Origin of the sequence: Marinobacter sp. SS5-14b (assembly GCF_030541005.1) — a bacterium.
Lineage (GTDB): Bacteria > Pseudomonadota > Gammaproteobacteria > Pseudomonadales > Oleiphilaceae > Marinobacter.
Genome location: NZ_JASSVM010000004.1, coordinates 34,062 through 53,545 on the forward strand (window position 1 = coordinate 34,062; position 19,484 = coordinate 53,545).

The following is a 19,484-nucleotide window of genomic DNA, read 5'->3' on the forward strand; positions in this document are numbered from 1 at the left end:
GACCTTACAGTTCACCCCCAGGATATCAGCCCTGCTCCAGTTGCTTGCGCAGGGCGCCATCCAGGTCTTCCAGAGCTTTCTCAGGGTTAGTCCACCAGTCCGTTGCCCAGACCCGGAAAAGTGTCCAGCCAAGCCCTTCCATCACACTCTGACGGATCTTGTCCCGCTCCCGGGCGTAGGGTGAGCTCAGGTACATTTCGCCGTCGCACTCGATGCCCGCCAGGTAGGTACCCGGTACATCCGGGTGAACAATCCCGATATCGATCCGGTAAGCCGAAGCACCGACCTGAGAGTGCACGTCCCACCCTTTGCTCTGCAGAGCTCTTGCCACCGCAGCCTCAAAGGGCGCCTGGATGTCCTCTATCGCTTGTGAGCTCTGACGGCCAAAGGCCTGTACACCACGCTCGGCAAACTCCATGAAGTGTTTAAGATCCGCCACCGCACGGGCCTGAGTACGCGACAGATCGATCGCTTCCGGGGGCATGCTGGTGAAAACCATCATTCGGGTGCGAGCCCGCGTCAGTGCCACGTTCAGACGGCGTTCACCACCGGTGCGGTTCAAGGGCCCGAAATCCATGGTTATCCGGCCCAGCAGGTCCGGACCGTAGGTGATGCTGAACAGAATGACGTCGCGCTCGTCTCCCTGCACGGTTTCCAGGTTCTTCACGAAGACCGGTTCCAGGTTGTTGTCCTCCGAGAAGGCCCATTCGATGGACGGATCTTTAGCGCGTGCTTCATCGAGCAAATCTTCAATCGTTGCCTGCTGCTCGGTGTTGAACGTCACCACCCCGATGGATTGCTGGCGAACGGACTCGTCATCGGAGGTGAGCCGGCGAACGATTTCCGCCACGATGGCTTTGGCTTCCTCGGGGTTATTGCGCTCGGCCCCTCGGCCGTACAGCCCTTCGACCCGTACCAGAGACACGCCGTTGTCCGGGTGGACCGGTGCAGGAAAGGTGACCAGGGAGCTGTCGTAGTATTGTCGGTTTGAGAACGCAATCAGGCTTTCCCGTCGAGACCGGTAGTGCAGGTTCAACACGCGCTGAGGAATACTGGCGCCGATCAGTTCGTCCAGAATGCTCTCCAGATCGCTCTCGCCGTCCATATCACCGTCCGGGTCGTCATCGGAACGGGAGAAGAAATTGGTGGGCGGCATCTGCTTTGGATCTCCCGCCACGATCACTTGCCGGCCACGGGCCAGCGAGCCAATGGCGTCACCCACCGTGATCTGTGACGCCTCATCAAAAATCACCACATCAAACAGCGACTGATCTGCCGACAGATACTGGGCAATCGAGAGTGGTGACATCATCAGGCAAGGCGCCAGGGTAGTGACGACATCCGGCATGAGCTGCATCAGTTCCCGAACCGATTTATGCCGGGCCTTCTTTTGCAGCTCATGGCGCAGAATGCCCCAGTGTGAGCTGCGGGTTACGTCGCCTTGTTCAGGAATGTGGCGCGACAGCTCGGCTGCGATATGCCGGGCCGTCAACTCACAGAACCGGGAATCCAGCTCCCGGAATCTTTGAATGGTCGCTTCATGCTCCGGAGATGAGAAGGTTCTCAGGGTTTCGTTCTCTCCGATGACTCCGGCGGACCACCAGTTACAGTAGGCCGCCTCAAAAGCTGCGGGGATTTCCTCCGGTGTCACGCTGCCACCCTCAATGGCATCGACCATTGGGGCGAGCTGCAGGGCCAGCGCTTCCGACCGTCGCCGAACCCAGGCACACCAGTCTCTCAAGGACGATTGATGGCCTGCGACCTGCTGGCAAACGCTGGCAATCTGTTCGCAGGCGGACGCTTCTGCCGGAAGGTACTCTTCCAGCTGCACACCGGCCAGCTGTTCAAAGTGCGCCCTTTGCTGCTCAAACGCCGAAGCGGCTGCCAGAAACCCGGTAATCACTTTGCCGACTGCGGCTTCCGGCGCCAGCAAGTCGTTGGCATCGTGCAGCAGAGTACGAACGCCGGTACGCAGCGCGATCAAGCTGTCAGCACTGTCGGCCAGTTTGCTGACCACAGAGCGAACCCGGGTGCCCAGCGTATGAAGGTCACTGATGACGCCGGTGTCTGTCTCGTAGCGATTCCAGCCGCGCAAGCTGTTAAGCAGAGTATCCAGACGGTCGATATGAGCCCCGGTTTCCCGTAGCTCGTGCAGCAAGGGAATGTCGCTGGCCGGGTCCGGTTTGGCCTGGGCGCCGCCCTGGCGCATCGCCTTTCGGACCTTGCGTTTGGCAAACCAGTCTTTGGGCCACCAGGTTGCGACAGCCTCTTCCCATGCCCGGCCAAGGCTGTCTGCGTCCAGCTTTTGCCAGGCCAGGGGCTCATAGGGGCAACTCAGTTTCGGCAGAGCAGCCTGATGCCGTTCCAGGCAAGGCACCACCTCCGTGATGCCATTGAGGCATTCCTGACCTTCGGGCTCCAACGCAAATGCCACGCGCTTGCCGTAACAGTCCAGCAGGGTCTGGCCCAGTTCGATCACGCTTTCCAGCCGTGACAGATTCACGGGCCCCAACTTGACCCCGATGGCCTTTTCCAGCTCAGCCAGATGATCCGCCAAGTGCCCAGCGCCGGCCTGTAAATTTTCGGCAGCGCTCACCAACTGTTCCTGCCACTGAGGGTGCCATTCGTACTGATTGACCACTTTCAACGGGTGGCCGTCAAACTGACCAACCGCTCGGGCCTGCACTCGAAGGAGCTCCGCCATCTCCCTGAGTTGCTGCAGCTGGCGCTCATCATGAGCATCCGTCTTATCCCAGCCGAGCCTTAATTTTTCGGTCAACGCCTGATCCCGGACCTTTACCCCAATGGCGTAGTGAGCAGTCAGGCCATTACGGTGTCGCTCGTGCAGGGCATTCACCAGGTTATTCAGGCTGTCGCGCTGAGCCCTGAGACGATCGGCTTCGCGCTGCCAACCTGCCACCGGAGTTCGTGCAGCGTTGTTCCAGGAGGCGCCAAGCTGAGCCAGCACATCCGCCTTACTGGCCTTGTTGGAATGCAGCTCCAGACAGAACTGTCCAAGCCCCACATCACGCAACCGTCGGTGCACCACCTCCAGGGCCGCGGTCTTTTCCGAGACAAAAAGAACCTTCTTTCCCTTACCCAGCATGTGGGCGATCAGATTACTGATGGTCTGGCTTTTACCGGTTCCCGGCGGGCCGATGATGACGAAATCCTTGCCCAGATCCGCCGTCGCGATAGCCGACATCTGGGACGAGTCTGCCGGAAGGGGCGTCAGAAAATCTGCGGGGTTGTATTCTTTATCAATGTCGCTGGCATCAACAAACCGGATATCGCTGTCGTAGGGGTCCCGAGGGGACTCAATCAGGTGTTTCACGACCGGGCTTTCTTTCAGCACGTCGGAACGGTCGACAAGATCTTTCCACATCAGGTACTTGGCGAACGAAAAGTGGCCCAGAACAACGTTTTCCACCACTTCAAAGCCTGCCACGTCCTTGATGGCATGACGCACCACATTCCAGATTCCCGGAATGTCCACACCTTGCTCGTCCCGAGGCAAGGCATCATCAAAGCCTTGGATATCGATGCCGAAATCCCGCCTCAGCATTTCCAGCAGAGTGGTGTTGAACCGAGGTTCGTCATCATTGGCAACAATCCGAATGCCCTGCCGTACAGACTTGCGCTCCAGCGTTACCGGTAATAACACCAGCGGCGCCCGATAAACCCGGTTGTTCTCCCGGGATCGCCACAACATAAAGCCCATCGCCAGGAACAGCGTGTTCGAACCCCCTTCCCGAAGTGAGGTTTGCGCCCGCCGGTAGATTTCGACCGCCCGGCGATCCAGCTCATTCTGCGGCATATCCACAAGAACCTGATTCTTGCTGAAGGCATCCCGGACGTAGGCGGCCTTGAGCTCTTCACCCGTGCGTTGCTGGTGCAGTTCGGAGTCCTGCTTCTTGGTTTGCAACCAGGGGTAAGGTGCGATCGATATTTTGGCGCCACTGGCCAGCAAGTCTTCCAGTTCCGCCGGAGCAACTGTCAGGATCGACAGGCTGCTGACACCATGGCGGTAATTGAGGAGTGGGTTCCGGGCCGACAGATCCAGCAGTTTCCGTTGCCAGCGCTCCACACGTCCTTCCGGCGTGTCATCAGGTATGTTCTGCTCCAGATACTCTGGCGGATTGGAGTCCAGATCGGGCGCCTCTTCCAGCGCCAGCTCCACAGGTTCGCTGACGCTGGTATCTTCAGGTGCCGCAGCAGCTGGACTTTTCAGACTGATGGGATTAAACCGGTGGGCTCGCGCTCGGCGAATATCAACGGCGGCAATAAATTTGTCGTCCTCGGATATCGACATCTGATCGTTGCCAGCAGCGACGGCTCTGGAAAAAGACACCGGCGGGTGCTGGGTAGCGAGGGTGGTTTCGATCAGAATAAGTTCTTTCAGCGGAATCCGCTGGCGCAGGATCTGAGGGTCCCGAAGCACAATGCCCGACAGATCTTCGTTTTCCAGCCACAGGCCAACCAGGGCGTGGCCGCGAGTCAGCACAATCATCGGGTTCAGGTTTGCCTGCTCGAACGCAGCTGCCAGCAAAAGCGTGGAATCCAGGCAGGTGGCCACCCGGCTGTTTTCGATCTGGCCAGGAAGGCGGATTTTCTGGCCATTGGATTCAAAACTGGCCGGTGGCAGGGCATAGCTCACTTGCATGTTGACCACCGCAGAATAGATCGCGGAGGCCTGCAGCCATACCTGCTCCCGGCTACGGGATCGGTAACCGTCCATGGCATCGGGCTTGCCGGCTTTGCGCAAAATCTGGCTGGCCTGCCCAAGCAAACGATCAATCGTCGGGGCGTTCGGCGTGCAGAACGACGCCAGCAACTCGGGCATGTACTCCGCACCACCCCACTCATTGCAAGCCAGCAGTTCTACCTGAATGATCCTTTCCGAAAGGACCCGACCCGCGTGAAGCACCTGAACGGTTACCGCGCCACGCATGGACTCAGTCAGGCCGTAAAGAAACCCACCATCGAGCTCCAGATCACGATCTTTGACAAGCAGGAGTTCCTTCGCGGCAAGGTAATCCACCTTCCACTCTTTACGTTTCAAAAAGCCCGGTGAAGCTTCAAGTGTAATGGTGAGATCAGACAAACCTTTCTTGGCGTCGAGATTCTGAACCTTCAGCTCCCGCAGTATTGCGAAGGCACTCTGGTGACAGGCAAAGTTGATCTTCTCAACAAACGTGGCATTGATCTGTACTTCCGGTGCTTCCTGCTCAGACATCTGGCAATCCCTTCCAACTGGCTTGATTTATCGGCTCACAAATAACAGCCAACTATTGTACCCGGTTCCCCATGACTCGCTACCGCGTAATAGCTGTTACCTGTTCGGTGCATTATCCTCCTATCAGGCCGATCAAAATGCCGTGCGATGCCTCACGGTACGGTCATTATGATTCACTCCCGTAAGCCAGTAGAATAGCGCCGTTTGACGTTAGCCCGACCTGACCACGGAGTGAGACACCGAACGGATGCCAAACCAGTCGCAGGCACATGCTACCCAATCCTCAAAACTGCTGGCTCAACTGGCCCGGCTGGGCGCGCCTGCAACTTCTGACGCCCTGCCCTGTTTCGCCGAGCGCCTGAGCCGGCTGTTTGGCCTGGGCGACACCATGACTCTGGACGCCGCCACCGCCTATCGCGCCCGGCAACCAGGCTCTGTACAAAGCGCCGTGATCGACAAACTGACGGACGAGCTGGCCACCACCCGCCGGGCACTGGTGCGCCGTATTCAGGGCTGGGCAGACGAACTGGAACTTGACGACGAGCCGGAGCTGGAGCCCGTGTTGAATGCCTGGCTGGCGCTGCAACGCAAAGTGGCCGCCAACAGCCGCCAGCTGCGAGATAAAGTCCGCAAATCCATGAAAGACCAGGGCCAGAACCTGGCCCGACTGGCAGAGTTGGACGCCGTGTTCGACCACACCATGGCAAGCTTCACCAGCCAGGGTTTTTCCAGCCTTTCACAGGTGCTGGAGCAGCGGTTTCAACAGTTACAGACATCCTCCGAACATCATCAAACACCAGGCCAGGCACCCGATAACTGGTTCCACCGTTACTGCGAGGACGCGCAGGCATTATTACTCGCTGAACTGGATGTTCGGCTGGAACCGGTACTGGGCTTGCTCGAGGCCTGCCACAACGAGGTTAACAACACCCCATGAGTAGACTGTTCTTTACCCTGGCGTTTGCCATCGGCCTGGCCGTGGCGGCCTGGATTGGTGCCGGATTTGTGGGTTCCGACCTGCTGGCGCTGGCGTTTACCGGCCTGATCGGCGCTGTTTACTGCCTCGGCTTTGGCGAACTGGTGAATTTCCGCCGGCAAACCCGGCAGCTGGTCGAAAAAGTGGGCGAGTTACCCGAAAGCCACGAACAGGTCTCTGGCTGGTTGAGCTCCCTGCCCCAGCCCTTGCAGTTTCCAGCGCAAAGGCGCATTGAAGGCCATGCCGCAGGCCTGCCTGGTCCGCAACTGACACCCTACCTGACCGGACTGCTGGTCATGCTCGGCCTGCTGGGTACCTTTGCCGGCATGATCGTGACTCTGGGCGGCGCCGCCTCGGCACTGGACAACAGCACCGAACTGAGCGCCATTCGCAGCGCCCTGGCCGCACCTATTGCCGGGCTGAGCCTGGCGTTTGGCACCTCCATTGCCGGCGTGGCGGCCTCGGCCATGCTGGGGCTGGCTTCCACTCTGAGCAGGAGGGATCGATTACAGGCCTCCCGCGCGCTGGATACCGCCCTTCGGGAAAAGCTGCATCACCTGTCGGCCGATCACCAACGCCAGCAGGCCTTCCTGGCACTGGAAAGCCAGGCACAAGCCTTGCCGCAGATGACCTCGGCTATGGAGCGCATGACAGCGCGCATGGAGCAGCTCGGCGAGCAACTGGAAAAATCCCTCACCCGGAATCAGCAGGAATTCCACAGCACCGTCGGCAGCCACTACCAGACCCTGGCCGATTCCGTAGCCCAGTCCCTGAAATCGGCACTGGATGACAGTGCAAAGCAGGCTTCTGAACGGGTTGAACCCATTGTTATCCATGCCATGGAGCAGCTTCAGAACGATGCTCATAGCCTGCAGCAAAGCTGGGCCAAGGACGCCCGCCAGCAGTTAGCGGAACTGACCTCCGCTTTCCAGAAAACCACTGCTGAGGCCGGGGAGCGCTGGCAGCAGAATCTGAGCGCACAGCAGACCCAGAACCAGGAGGCGCTGACGGCCCTCTCAAAGCAAAGCGAGCAAAGCCAAAGCCAGTTGCAGGATCAGCTCCATACCTGGCTTGGCACCGTCAACGACCAGCACCAAAGCTGGCTCAACGAACATCAGCAACAGCTGGTGCAGAGCTGTGAGCGGCTGAATAACGCCGGAGCCGAGGTGGCACAACACTGGCAGGCCGGCCTGGCCCGACAGCAAGCTCATAGTGAGGAGATGCAGACGGCCTTGAATGAGGCGCTGGCTCAATACCAAAGCCGCTTCCAGACAAGCAGTACCAGCTTAATCGAACAGCAACAGGCCGGGCTCGCAGAGCTGGTCAGCACCATTAGCGCGCAACTCGATAAGCTCCGGGACCAGGAAAGCGAGCGCGCCCAGGCCACAAACGAGCGAATGCAACAGCTGGAGGCGACAGCAGCACGCCATCTGACTGAGCTGGGCACTGCGCTGGAAGCCCCCATGACCCGCCTGATTGAAACAGCCTCGGAAACCCCGAAGGCCGCCGCCGAGGTGATCCGCCAGCTGCAGTCGGAAATTGCCCGCAACAGCGAGCGGGAAAATGAACTGCTGGAAGAACGCCAGCGACTGGTGCAGGAACTGGACACCCTGCTGGAGAACCAGCGCAGCACCGCCGACAGCCAGCGGGACGCAGTGGATTCCCTTATATCCGGGGCGGGCGAGACCCTGACCGGCATCAGCGAGCGCTTCAACACCCTGATCCAGGAACAGAGCCAGCAGTTGGGCAAACTGGGCGACGACATTACCGGCAGCAGCCAGGAAGTCGGCGCCCTGAGCGACGCCTTCGCGCAGGCCATTGAGCTGTTCAGCCAATCCAACCAGCAAGTTATCGCCAGCCTGGCGGATATCCAGAAAGCACTGGATACGGCCGGTAACCGGCACGATGAGCAATTGGCCTACTACGTCGCCCAGGCCCGAGAGGTGATTGATCTCAGCGTCAGTGCCCAGAAAGACGTCATCGATGCCGCCGCGGCCCTGCGCCAGGCTGAACCCAGCGAGGCCGGCTGATGGAACAGCTGGAAGGCGGCGAACAGCAATCCGCACCGGTCTGGGCCATATTCTCGGACCTGATGGCTGCGTTGGTAGGTATTCTGGCGTTGATTCTGGTGTGGGTGATCGGCATTCAGCTGGAGCTGAGCCAGTCCCTGGCCGAGGAGATCGAAAAGCGCGAAGCGGAAGAACAGCGCCGAATAGCCCTGGAGCAAGCCCTTGAAGACCCGCTCACCAAAGGTCTGGTGACCTTCCGGGATGGACGTATCGGCATCAGCGGTAACGTATTGTTCGAGCTGAACTCGGACCAACTTCAGGCCGAAGGCGAGGAGGTTCTGGAATCATTGATTTCACCTCTGCAAACCTATCTGGCCCAGCACGATGAGCTGCTGATGGTGAGCGGATTCACCGACGACCTGCCCATGCACCCGGGCAACCGTTACCAGGATAACTGGGGCCTGTCGGCCCAGCGGGCACTTACCGTTACCCGCTCGTTAACGGAACTGGGCCTGCCCAACGACCGGGTATTCGCCGCCGCCTTCGGCCCGCACCACCCAGCGGTACCCAATGTGGATGCCGATTCCCGGGCCCAGAACCGGCGGGTGGAAATCAGTACGGTGCCACGGGCGCCTTCGTCGGCCGCGGACGCTGAAACCGGGGAAGGCGATTGACCATGAGCGAAGCCCCCTGCCCCTCCTTTCTAGAAAGTTTGAGACAGACCGGCGCCGATCAGGTTGATCCGGTTTGGTTCCGCTATCTGGAGTCTTTCGAACAGCGATTGCACTCAAAAGGGCTGCAGGGGGGAACAACGCACTGGCGGAAACTGGAACAGGCAGTATCCGACTATCAGGCAAAGTTCGATGGTGCCGGGCAGCCTGAACCCGCACCCAGTGCCGCTGCGAGTTCGCCTCTTTCTGCGCTGCTGAGTAGGCTGAATCAAACCACAGAACCATCGGTTGAAGCCCCACGATCTGTCCTGGAACAACGAGTCTTCGGGCAGCAGACGAAAGATCTATCACAGGCACTTCCGGCATCAAGCTCCAATAACCCACAACCCCTGAAGGCGATGATGAGGGCGAGAGCCGATCAAGGCACCCACGCCCTTCAGGCACGCATTCGCCAGGCCATTGAGAGCACACCGAAAGATGCAGGGCCGATGAACGCGCACCGCCTGGTGAGCCGGGCTATTGCTGAAATGCAGAAGCTTTCCCCGGACTATCTGGAGCGGTTTGCTCGTTATACCGATACGTTGTTGGCGTTGGAGCGATTAAACCGAAAAAACTGATGCAGATTTGCCGCTACTCAAACATCGATGGCTCAACCATTAATTCGTGCTTCCAGGGTTTCAAGCGTGTTCAAAACCTTTCGAAACTCAGGAACATCCCCAAAAATCATCTCAGACATATCATCGTAGTCTTGCTCCAACGCCGCAAAATGAAGATCAGATGGCATGAGGCGAAAGGAGCCAGGCGCCGCTGTTGAGTACTTTGCCCAGGCGGCCGGGTAAAATTTCTGTTTGAAAGCCACAACGTCCGTTAAAAGCTTTGTATCATTGAGCGCGGATTCCACATAGCGACTACCCGCCAGCCGATGCACATCGTAGTAATGCCTTGCATAGCGACTTGGCAATACTTTATCGATTGGCCTGTGGGCTTCCGCGTGAAGGATAGTCAGCTTCTCCCAGAAGGTTCGCTCTGCCCGTATCGTTGGCACCTCAATGACACGCTCTTCAAAGGCATCTGGAAAGGACCTTGCGGCATAGCTTTCCACAGGCCGAGACTCCATCGGTAACATTGCGGCCAGCGGGCCAATCTCAAGGCGGACAACGGGGCGCAAGTAACCCGGAGCAAACACTGCCGGGTATTCGATGTTGATGGTGTGGGGATCATCCCGATCAAGGTGTGCCTGACACAAAGGGGACACCACATTCTGCAAATCCGGAAGAAGACGCTCCTGAATCAAGCGCTGCGCAGAATGATTAATCTCGACATTCAGCCTTTGTTGCTGAGTTTTACTCCTCTCGCCGTCTGGCGCTTCCTCGCTAAGCCCGGTCCAGTCCAGAATCAGATCAATATCTTCAGAAAACCTTTCAATAAGACCGTAGGCTTTGGAGAGACTGGTTCCACCCTTGAACCTCAGCCTTGGGGCCCAGTCCTTCATGCTGAATAACACATCCAGGCACCAGACAATCCAAAAATCCTTTTCCGCTGCAGCTGGCGTTATGCCCATGCTGTTAGAGGTTGCGGCAAATAACTCCTGACGCTGCTGTGCCGTTTCCCTGGCAATATTTCTCATAATTACTCCTTGCTAGCTATCTCCAGAACTTCGGTGATGACCTCCTGAATCCAGCTGGTCACATACTGAGTATCTCGGGCGATAGCCATGCGTTGCTTTTCAGGAACTGGGGCTTGCGGGCTCAGGTATCGAGCCATGATTAAGACGTGATCCTGGGTTAGACTTAATTGGCCCAAGGCGGCAATTGACTGAACAAGTAAAGCACTTTGGGGATGTTTCAGATTCAGATGGGTAAACCGGGATTTCCGGAACGTTAGTTCGTTGCCCTGAATCAGGTATGAGCGGCTCGGGCCATCGCTTAGATAAACGAACCGCGCAGGCACTTGTGTTGAAATGCCGATGATATTCAGCGCCGCATTACCTGTTACCTGAATCGTCCAGCCAAACTTCCGGGCCAACGCATGGGCCACCTGATCCATATCAGGCCCCAGATCGGCCTTGAGCCATTTGCTGTAACGAGGGTAATCATACAACCCGCGAGTGAGCCGGCGGATCGTACCTTTCACAACAAGACGAGAAAGTGCTTTATCAATAGAATCGGAACCTCCCAGCAGGCTGAAATCTTTTCTTGAAAAAGACCAACCCCTACCAAATCCATAGATCCTGCTAACTATCTTATTTTCAAGGCTTTTCATTAATTTAATGGCGCTACATTTGTCCGGAAAATGATATTACTTTCCTGACAATATAGCAGGTCTTTCTGGCGCTTGTGTGAAAAAGGATCTCACTGGGGACAAACAATAAAAAAGCCCCCGGGGTGCGGGGGCTTTGCTCAGTCAGGCAGCTTACTTAACCTTAGGATCCAGCTCGCCAGCCGCATAACGCTCGAACATCTGCTCGAGGTTAACCGGCTTGATCTTGCTGGCCTGGCCGGCGCAACCGAAGGCTTCGTAGCGCGCCACGCAAATGTCGGTCATGGCAACCATGGTGGCCTTCAGGAATTTACGCGGGTCGAATTCGGCCGGATTCTGGGCCATGAAGCGACGAACCGCACCGGTTGAGGCCAGGCGCAGATCGGTGTCGATGTTGACCTTGCGCACGCCGTGCTTGATGCCTTCCACGATTTCTTCCACCGGAACACCGTAGGTTTCCGGGATCTCGCCACCGAATTCGTTGATCACCTTCAGCCATTCCTGGGGTACGGAGCTCGAGCCGTGCATCACCAGGTGGGTGTCTGGAATGCGTTTGTGGATGGCTTTGATTTGCTCGATGGCCAGGATGTCACCTGTCGGCGGACGGGTGAACTTGTAGGCGCCGTGGCTGGTGCCGATGGCGATGGCCAGTGCGTCTACGTGGGTTTTCTTGACGAAGTCGGCCGCTTCTTCCGGGTCGGTCAGCATCTGGTCGTGGTCCAGAGTGCCTTCGGCGCCAATACCGTCTTCTTCACCGGCCTGGCCGGTTTCGAGGGAGCCCAGACAGCCCAGCTCGCCTTCTACGGACACGCCACAGGCGTGGGCCATTTCAACGGTGCGACGGGTAACGTCTACGTTGTATTCGTAGCTGGTCGGGGTTTTGCCGTCTTCACCCAAGGAGCCATCCATCATCACGGAGCTGAAGCCAAGCTGGATGGAGCGCTGGCACACGGCCGGACTGGTGCCGTGGTCCTGGTGCATAACCACGGGGATGTGCGGCCATTCTTCGATGGCGGCCAGGATCAGGTGGCGCAGGAACGGCGCACCGGCGTATTTGCGGGCACCGGCGGAGGCCTGGACAATGACCGGGGAATCGGTTTTGTCGGCGGCTTCCATGATGGCGCGCATTTGTTCGAGGTTGTTTACGTTAAAGGCTGGCACACCGTAACCATGCTCGGCGGCGTGGTCCAGAAGTTGCCGCAGCGAAATCAGGGCCATGGGTTGTCTCCTTCGTTGACTTTTTGAGGTTTAAATTCTGTTCGTTTTCAGACTTGGGAGTCTGCTGCGGAGGGTGGGGTAAGTCATTCGCGGAACCGCTACGAGCACATCCTTGTGCGCTTCTCTCCGGCCATCCATGGCCTCCGAAATTCCGCGAATGACTTACCCCACCCTCCTTGCGATTCTGGCCCTGTGCGGGCTTCTCTCAGAATCGCTTTATTGATTACGCTCCGCGCTCTTCCAGTACGGCTACTGCCGGCAGGGTTTTGCCTTCCACGAATTCGAGGAAGGCGCCGCCGCCGGTGGAGATGTAGGAGATCTTGTCAGCTATGCCGTATTTGTCAACGGCGGCAACGGTGTCGCCGCCGCCGGCGAGGGAGAAGGCGTCGCTTTCGGCGATGGCTTCGGCCAATGCCTTGGTGCCGTTGCCGAACTGGTCGAATTCGAATACGCCAACCGGGCCGTTCCAGAGGATGGTTTTGGCGTTCTTGAGCAGGCTCGCGAACTGGCCGGCGGTTTCCGGGCCTACGTCGAGGATCATGTCGTCGGCGCTGACGTCGGAGATGTTTTTCACGGTGGCGGTGGCGGTTTCGGCGAATTCGCTGGCAACCACTACGTCTACCGGCAGCGGGATTTCAACGCGGCTGGCGATGTCTTTGGCGGTGTCGACCAGGTCGTGTTCGCACAGGGACTTGCCTACCGGGTGGCCGGCTGCGGCCAGGAAGGTGTTTGCGATGCCACCGCCAACGATGATCTGGTCACACACTTTTTCCAGGGCGTTGAGCACGTCCAGTTTGGTGGAGACTTTGGAGCCACCCACGATGGCAACCACCGGCTTGGCCGGGTTGTCCAAGGCTTTGCCTAGGGCGTCCAGTTCGGCCGCCAGCAGGGGGCCGGCGCAAGCTTCGGGGGCGAACTTGGCGACGCCGTGGGTGGAGGCCTGGGCGCGGTGGGCGGTGCCGAAGGCGTCCATCACATAGACGTCGCACAGGGCTGCGTATTGCTTGGCCAGGTCTTCGTTGTCTTTCTTTTCGCCTTTGTTGAAGCGAACGTTTTCGAACAGCACGACTTCGCCGTCGGCCACTTCAACGCCGTTCAGGTAATCCTTGATCAGGCGGACTTCCTGGCCCAGCAGGGTGGACAGGTGCTCGGCGACCGGTTTCATAGAGGAGGCTTCGTCGTACACGCCTTCTTCCGGACGGCCCAGGTGGGACATCAGCATGACTTTGGCGCCGGCGTCTTTGGCGGCCTTGATGGTCGGCAGCGAGGCGCGGATGCGGGCGTCGCTGGATACTTTGCCGTCTTTGACCGGTACGTTCAGGTCTTCACGAATCAGAACCCGCTTGCCGGCGAGGTTCAGGTCAGTCATTTTTTTGATGGCCATAATCAGGTTCCGTAGTTATGGGTTCATGCTTGCAAACGTTAAGCCTTGGGTGGGGTCTGACCCCCAGGGGTCAGACCCCTTTGTATCCGTCGGGGCTGGGTGAAAGGTCAGGCCCCTTTGTATTCGTCAGGTTTTGGCGAGCCACGCCTGGCTCACATCCAGCATCCGGTTAGCAAAGCCCCATTCGTTATCGAACCAGCACAGGACTTTCACCATGGTGCCGCCGGTGACTCGGGTCTGGCCGCCGTCTACCACGCCGGAATGGGAATCATGGTTAAAATCCGAGCTGGCCAGTAGTTCATCAGTGTAGCCGAGGATACCTTTCAGCGGCCCTCTGGCCGAGTCCTTTAATAGCCGGTTTACTTCAGCCACATCGGTGACCTTGCGCACATTCACCACCATATCAATGGCAGACACGTTCAGGGTCGGCACGCGCATGGCCACCGAGCTGAAGCGGCCTTCCATGTGGGGCAGCAAGCGTTCAATGCCGCGCGCCAGGCCGGTGTCTACCGGTACGATGTTATGGAGTGCGCTGCGGGTGCGGCGCAGATCCTGGTGATGATACGCATCGATAACCGGCTGATCGTTCATGGCAGCGTGGATGGTGGTGGTGCTGCCCTGCTCTACGCCGAAGGCCTCGTCCAGAACCTTGACCACTGGCACCAGGCAGTTGGTGGTGCAAGAGCCCGCCGCAACAATTACATCGTCTGCACTCAGGGTGTCGTCGTTGATGCCGAACACCACGGTGCGGTCCACATCAGACTCACCCGGCTGGGAAAACAACAGCCGTTGGGCGCCCGAAGCGATGTGTTTTTCCGCCGTTGCCCGGTCGGAATAGGCGCCGGAACATTCCAGCACCAGATCCACGTCCAGCAAACGCCAGGGCAGTTCTTCCGGGTCCGGGTGTCGCAGCACGCGGATGCGGTCGCCGTTTACCACCAGGTTGTCGCCATCCACCGCCACCTCACCGTGAAACCGCCCGTGGGTGGAGTCGTATTTGGTCAGGTGAGCGATGGTGTCGATGTCTGACAACTCGTTGATCGCGACCACCTGCAGGTAATCGCGATAGCCGTTTTCATACAGTGCCCGCAACACGCACTGGCCGATACGGCCGTACCCGTTGATGGCGATTCGAAACGGCGTTGAGTTGCTCATCAGGCGTCCAGCAGTTCCGCAGCCACTTCAAGAATGTTATCGACGGTGAAGCCGAATTCCTTGAACAGCTCGCCAGCCGGCGCAGACTCACCAAAGGTGGTCATGCCGACAACCCGGCCGTCCAGGCCAACGTACTTGTACCAGTAATCGGCGATGCCGGCTTCGATGGCGATACGATTAGTGACTTCCAGCGGCAGTACCTGTTGCTTGTAATCGGCGCTCTGGGCGTCGAATACATCGGTCGACGGCATAGACACAACGCGAACACCGTTGCCTTGCTCACGCAACTTGGCGGCAACGTCTTGCGCCAGGCCTACTTCAGAGCCGGTAGCGATCAGGATCAGATCCGGAGTGCCTTTGCTGTCTGACAGTACGTAACCACCTTTAGCGACATTGGCCAGCTGCTCGGCGTCACGCTGCTGGTGTGGCAGGTTCTGACGGGAGAACACCATGGCCGTGGGGCCATCGTTACGCTCCAGAGCTGCCTTCCAGGCCACGGCAGATTCCACCGCGTCGGCCGGGCGCCACATGCTCATATTCGGCGTGGTGCGCAGGCTCGCCATCTGCTCGATGGGCTGGTGGGTGGGGCCGTCTTCGCCCAGACCGATGGAGTCGTGGGTGAATACAAAAATGGAGCGCTGCTTCATGAGAGCCGCCATGCGCACAGCATTGCGGCAGTATTCCATGAAAATCAGGAAGGTGGCGCCGTAAGGTACAAAGCCGCCGTGCAGCGCCAGGCCATTCATGATGGCGGCCATGCCGAACTCGCGTACACCGTAGTAGATGTAGTTACCAGAGGCGTCGTCTTTGGTCACACCTTTACAGCCAGACCAGATGGTCAGGTTGGAGCCGGCCAGGTCGGCGGAGCCGCCCAACAGTTCAGGCAGCATCGGGCCGTATGCATTCAGAGCATTCTGGGACGCCTTGCGGGAGGCAATGGTGTCGCCCTTGTCCTGGCATTCCTGAATGTAGGCCTGAGCTTTTTCGGAGAAATCGGCGGGCAGATCACCGGCCATACGACGCTTGAATTCAGCGGCCAGCTGCGGCTCGGCTTTTTCGTACGCTGCGAATTTTTCTTCCCAGGCGCTTTGAGCAGCAGCACCTTTCTCTTTGCCGTCCCAGGCTGCGTATATTTCAGACGGTACTTCGAACGGACCGTGCTCCCAGCCCAGCGCCTTGCGGGTCAGTGCGATTTCATCGTCACCCAGCGGGGCACCGTGGCAATCTTCCTTGCCCTGTTTGTTCGGGGAACCGAAGCCAATGATGGTCTTGCAGCAGATCAGGGTGGGCTGCTCAGTGTTAGCCCGGGCCTGCTCTACCGCTGCACGGATGGCGTCGGCATCGTGGCCGTCAACGGCGGGGATAACTTGCCAGCCGTAGGATTCGAAACGCTGCGGGGTGTTGTCGGTGAACCAGCCTTCCACTTCGCCGTCGATGGAAATGCCGTTGTCGTCGTAGAAGAACACCAGCTTACCCAGGCCCAGAGTGCCGGCCAGCGAAGCGACTTCGTGGGAGATACCTTCCATCAGGCAACCGTCGCCCAGGAACGCATAGGTGTAGTGGTCAACAATATCGTGACCCGGGCGGTTGAACTGGGCGGCCAACGCTTTTTCAGCAAGCGCAAAGCCCACGGCATTGGCAATGCCCTGACCCAGCGGGCCAGTGGTGGTTTCAATGCCCGGGGTGTAACCGTATTCCGGGTGGCCCGGAGTCTTGGAATGCAGCTGACGGAAGTTCTTGATGTCGTCAATGGATACGTCGTACCCGCTCAGATGCAGCAGGGAATACTGCAGCATGGAGCCATGGCCGTTAGACAGCACGAAGCGGTCACGGTTGGCCCAGTGCGGGTTGGCCGGGTTGTGGCTGAGGTAATCATTCCACAGCACCTCGGCGATATCCGCCATACCCATGGGCGCGCCCGGGTGGCCGGATTTGGCTTTCTGAACCGCATCCATGCTCAGCGCGCGAATGGCGTTGGCGAGATCTTTACGAGACGGCATTGACAATTCTCCAGTGTTTTTCAGGAAAAGACTTCAAGCTGCAAAAACTGCTCAAAAAGAAGGCGCGTATTTTCACCGATTACGGTGTGCCGGGGCAAATCCATATGTAGTGGTTTTCCGATGGCGGCGGCACAAAATCACCAAAGCGACTGATTTCACAGAAGCGATAAATCTATATCAAAAAATTTTGATATGGCTATTGATCGATCAACCGAACGCCCCTACACTTGCCAACCATGACCTCACTCAATGCACATGCGAACGAATTGTCCTCCGTGGACACCCTGGCCCCGATCTTCAAGGCAAGCGGCGATCCGCTGCGCCTGGAAATCCTGCGGGTGCTGCGCCGGGATACCTTTGGCGTGCTTGAGTTGAGCCAGCTGTTCGACATGCGCCAGTCCGGCATGAGCCATCACCTGAAGGTGATGCACAAAGCCGGACTGCTGGAACCCCAGCGGGAAGGCAATGCCATCTTCTACCGCCGTCCGCTCCATCTGGACAGCGACAAGCTGACTGACCAGGCCATCCGGCAGATTTTTGAGACCGTCGACCGGGTGCCCCTGCCCCCGCAGCTCGAGGAAAAGATCGAGGCCATCCGGGAGCAAAGGGCTGAACAATCACAGGCGTTTTTCTCTCGCCACTCGGAACAGTTCCGGGAACAGCAGGAGCTGATTGCCGCGTTTGACCTGTATGCCGATCCGACGGCCGGATTGATCCGCAAGCGGGCCAGCCGACAGGAATGGCGCAGCGTGCTGGAAATCGGCCCGGGTGAAGGCGGCTTTCTGCCGGTGCTGTCCGAGTTGTTCGAGCATGTGGTTGGCCTGGACAACAGCAAGGACATGCTCGCCAAGGCTACTCGCACCTGTATTGACGAGCGCCTGAACAACGTGGACCTGATTGAAGGGGTCACGGATACGGTTCTGGCACGCGGCGACGCCTTCGACCTGATCGTCGCAAACATGGTGCTGCACCATGTGCCCAGCCCGGCCGACATTTTTCTGGACGCAGCAGCCCTGATGAACAACGGCGGCTGCTTTATCGTCAGCGACCTGTGCAGCCACGATCAGGACTGGGCCAAGGAAAACTGCGGCGACCTGTGGCTGGGTTTTGAACCGGAAGAACTGACAGCCTGGGCGGCCGATGCAGGCCTGGCGGCAGGCGAACAACTGTTTATTGGGCTGCGCAACGGCTTCCAGGTGCAGGTTCGGGAGTTCTGGAAAACAGCAACATCTGCCTGAAACGCCCTCAGGCAAAGGAATATCTAAAAATTTTGATATAGAGTAAGTAGTAATACTTACCCCTGACAACCACTAGGCATCCGGCGAATCATTCATGACGACACCGGTACGAACATGAAAACGCTCACAGAGGAGCACCACTATGTCTGACTACAACATTTTCACCTCCGAATCGGTCTCTGAAGGCCATCCGGACAAACTGGCCGATCAGATCTCCGACGCGGTACTGGACGCCATCCTGACCGACGACCCGCACGCTCGCGTAGCTTGCGAAACCATGGTGAAAACCGGTGTGGCCATCGTTGGCGGTGAAATCACCACCAGTGCCTGGGTAGACCTGGAAGACCTGGTGCGTGGCGTGATCAAAGACATCGGCTACACCTCCTCCGAAGTGGGCTACGACGGCGACACCTGTGGCGTAATCAACATCATCGGCAAGCAGTCGGTGGACATCGCCCAGGGCGTTGACCGCCAGAAGCCGGAAGACCAGGGCGCCGGCGACCAGGGCCTGATGTTCGGCTATGCCAGCAACGAAACCGACGTGCTGATGCCGGCGCCGATCACCTTCTCGCACCGTCTGGTGCAGCGCCAGGCCGAAGCCCGCAAGAGCGGCCTGCTGCCGTGGCTGCGCCCGGACGCCAAGAGCCAGGTAACCTGCCGCTACGAAAACGGCAAGGTCGTGGGCATCGACGCAGTGGTTCTGTCTACACAGCACGACCCGGACGTGACCCAGGAAGACCTGAAAGAAGCGGTGATGGAGCTGATCGTCAAGCACACCCTGCCGGCCGAACTGCTGCACAAAGACACCGAGTTCCACATCAACCCGACCGGCAAGTTCGTAATCGGCGGCCCGGTGGGCGACTGTGGCCTGACCGGCCGTAAAATTATCGTAGACACCTACGGCGGCATGGCCCGTCACGGTGGCGGCGCATTCTCCGGCAAAGACCCCTCGAAGGTTGACCGTTCCGCTGCCTACGCTGGCCGTTACGTCGCCAAGAACATCGTCGCCGCAGGCCTGGCGGAGAAGTGTGAGATTCAGGTGTCCTACGCCATCGGCGTAGCTCAGCCGACCTCCATTTCTTTGAACACCTTCGGCACCGGCAAGATCAGCGACGACAAGATCGTCGAGCTGGTGCGCGCGCACTTCGACCTGCGCCCGTACGCGATCACCAACATGCTGGACCTGCTGCACCCGATGTACCGTCAGACTGCAGCCTACGGCCACTTCGGCCGCGATCCGTTCGAGATGACGGTGGGCGGCAAAACCTTCACCGCGTTCCCGTGGGAAAAGACCGACCGGGCGGCAGCCCTGAAAGACGCTGCGGGCATCTAAAAGAC

The 19,484-nt window shown here is 58.6% G+C and carries 13 protein-coding genes; 6 read left to right on the forward strand and 7 right to left on the reverse strand.

From position 1 onward, the window contains the following. Window positions 1-25: 25 nt before the first annotated feature. Window positions 26-5,236 (reverse strand): DUF4011 domain-containing protein, encoded by a 5,211-nt coding sequence (locus QPL95_RS10140; RefSeq protein WP_303290858.1) that lies wholly within the window; start codon window positions 5,234-5,236, stop codon window positions 26-28. Between the two features lie 247 nt (window positions 5,237-5,483). Here QPL95_RS10140 and QPL95_RS10145 point away from each other — a divergent pair, with 247 nt between their 5' ends. Genes QPL95_RS10145 through QPL95_RS10160 form a run of 4 tightly spaced genes read left to right on the forward strand, consistent with a single transcriptional unit; the run spans window position 5,484 to window position 9,509 of the window. Beyond that, a complete protein-coding gene (locus QPL95_RS10145; protein ID WP_303290859.1) occupies window positions 5,484-6,173 on the forward strand; it encodes a DUF3348 family protein in 690 nt (229 codons plus the stop codon). Next, window positions 6,170-8,242 carry a DUF802 domain-containing protein gene (locus QPL95_RS10150; RefSeq protein WP_303290860.1) on the forward strand — a complete coding sequence of 691 codons (2,073 nt, stop codon included), beginning with the start codon at window positions 6,170-6,172 and terminating at the stop codon, window positions 8,240-8,242. Before QPL95_RS10145 ends, QPL95_RS10150 begins: the two co-directional genes overlap by 4 nt. Beyond that, a complete protein-coding gene (locus tag QPL95_RS10155; protein ID WP_303290861.1) occupies window positions 8,242-8,895 on the forward strand; it encodes an OmpA family protein in 654 nt (217 codons plus the stop codon). Before QPL95_RS10150 ends, QPL95_RS10155 begins: the two co-directional genes overlap by 1 nt. A 2-nt stretch (window positions 8,896-8,897) precedes the next feature. Continuing rightward, on the forward strand, window positions 8,898-9,509 hold the full coding sequence (locus QPL95_RS10160; RefSeq protein WP_303290862.1) for a DUF2894 domain-containing protein: 612 nt from the start codon (window positions 8,898-8,900) through the stop codon (window positions 9,507-9,509). A gap of 32 nt (window positions 9,510-9,541) precedes the next feature. On the opposite strand, the gene QPL95_RS10165 is transcribed toward QPL95_RS10160, so the two are convergent. The 6 genes from QPL95_RS10165 to tkt all read right to left on the reverse strand — a co-directional run bounded on the left by QPL95_RS10165 (window position 9,542) and on the right by tkt (window position 16,908). After that, window positions 9,542-10,519 (reverse strand): nucleotidyl transferase AbiEii/AbiGii toxin family protein, encoded by a 978-nt coding sequence (locus QPL95_RS10165; RefSeq protein WP_303290863.1) that lies wholly within the window; start codon window positions 10,517-10,519, stop codon window positions 9,542-9,544. 2 nt (window positions 10,520-10,521) lie between these two features. Then, on the reverse strand, window positions 10,522-11,154 hold the full coding sequence (locus QPL95_RS10170; RefSeq protein WP_303290864.1) for a DUF6088 family protein: 633 nt from the start codon (window positions 11,152-11,154) through the stop codon (window positions 10,522-10,524). A 150-nt stretch (window positions 11,155-11,304) separates the two neighbouring features. Continuing rightward, the gene (fba, locus tag QPL95_RS10175; RefSeq protein ID WP_058341641.1) at window positions 11,305-12,369 is read right to left on the reverse strand and encodes a class II fructose-bisphosphate aldolase; all 1,065 of its coding nucleotides are present in this window, start codon (window positions 12,367-12,369) and stop codon (window positions 11,305-11,307) included. 223 nt (window positions 12,370-12,592) lie between these two features. After that, window positions 12,593-13,753, reverse strand: coding sequence for a phosphoglycerate kinase (locus tag QPL95_RS10180; protein ID WP_303290865.1), 1,161 nt, complete (start codon window positions 13,751-13,753; stop codon window positions 12,593-12,595). A gap of 126 nt (window positions 13,754-13,879) precedes the next feature. Next, complete coding sequence (locus QPL95_RS10185; RefSeq protein ID WP_303290866.1) at window positions 13,880-14,908, reverse strand: type I glyceraldehyde-3-phosphate dehydrogenase; 1,029 nt, start codon at window positions 14,906-14,908, stop codon at window positions 13,880-13,882. Next, complete coding sequence (gene tkt, locus QPL95_RS10190; RefSeq protein ID WP_303290867.1) at window positions 14,908-16,908, reverse strand: transketolase; 2,001 nt, start codon at window positions 16,906-16,908, stop codon at window positions 14,908-14,910. The genes QPL95_RS10185 and tkt overlap by 1 nt, the downstream gene beginning before the upstream one ends. 236 nt (window positions 16,909-17,144) lie before the next feature. Here tkt and QPL95_RS10195 point away from each other — a divergent pair, with 236 nt between their 5' ends. Next, a complete protein-coding gene (locus QPL95_RS10195; protein ID WP_303291233.1) occupies window positions 17,145-18,146 on the forward strand; it encodes a metalloregulator ArsR/SmtB family transcription factor in 1,002 nt (333 codons plus the stop codon). Window positions 18,147-18,288: 142 nt separating this feature from the next. Then, on the forward strand, window positions 18,289-19,479 hold the full coding sequence (gene metK / locus QPL95_RS10200; protein ID WP_303290868.1) for a methionine adenosyltransferase: 1,191 nt from the start codon (window positions 18,289-18,291) through the stop codon (window positions 19,477-19,479). The last annotated feature ends 5 nt before the right edge of the window (window positions 19,480-19,484 follow it).

Coding starts and splice junctions, on each gene's coding strand:
- QPL95_RS10185 (WP_303290866.1), bottom strand. CDS start 14,908: ATGAGCAACTCAACGCCGTTTCGAATCGCCATCAACGGGTACGGCCGT.
- metK (WP_303290868.1), top strand. CDS start 18,289: ATGTCTGACTACAACATTTTCACCTCCGAATCGGTCTCTGAAGGCCAT.
- QPL95_RS10160 (WP_303290862.1), top strand. CDS start 8,898: ATGAGCGAAGCCCCCTGCCCCTCCTTTCTAGAAAGTTTGAGACAGACC.
- tkt (WP_303290867.1), bottom strand. CDS start 16,908: ATGCCGTCTCGTAAAGATCTCGCCAACGCCATTCGCGCGCTGAGCATG.
- QPL95_RS10180 (WP_303290865.1), bottom strand. CDS start 13,753: ATGGCCATCAAAAAAATGACTGACCTGAACCTCGCCGGCAAGCGGGTT.
- QPL95_RS10145 (WP_303290859.1), top strand. CDS start 5,484: ATGCCAAACCAGTCGCAGGCACATGCTACCCAATCCTCAAAACTGCTG.
- fba (WP_058341641.1), bottom strand. CDS start 12,369: ATGGCCCTGATTTCGCTGCGGCAACTTCTGGACCACGCCGCCGAGCAT.
- QPL95_RS10170 (WP_303290864.1), bottom strand. CDS start 11,154: ATGAAAAGCCTTGAAAATAAGATAGTTAGCAGGATCTATGGATTTGGT.
- QPL95_RS10150 (WP_303290860.1), top strand. CDS start 6,170: ATGAGTAGACTGTTCTTTACCCTGGCGTTTGCCATCGGCCTGGCCGTG.
- QPL95_RS10155 (WP_303290861.1), top strand. CDS start 8,242: ATGGAACAGCTGGAAGGCGGCGAACAGCAATCCGCACCGGTCTGGGCC.
- QPL95_RS10195 (WP_303291233.1), top strand. CDS start 17,145: ATGACCTCACTCAATGCACATGCGAACGAATTGTCCTCCGTGGACACC.
- QPL95_RS10140 (WP_303290858.1), bottom strand. CDS start 5,236: ATGTCTGAGCAGGAAGCACCGGAAGTACAGATCAATGCCACGTTTGTT.
- QPL95_RS10165 (WP_303290863.1), bottom strand. CDS start 10,519: ATGAGAAATATTGCCAGGGAAACGGCACAGCAGCGTCAGGAGTTATTT.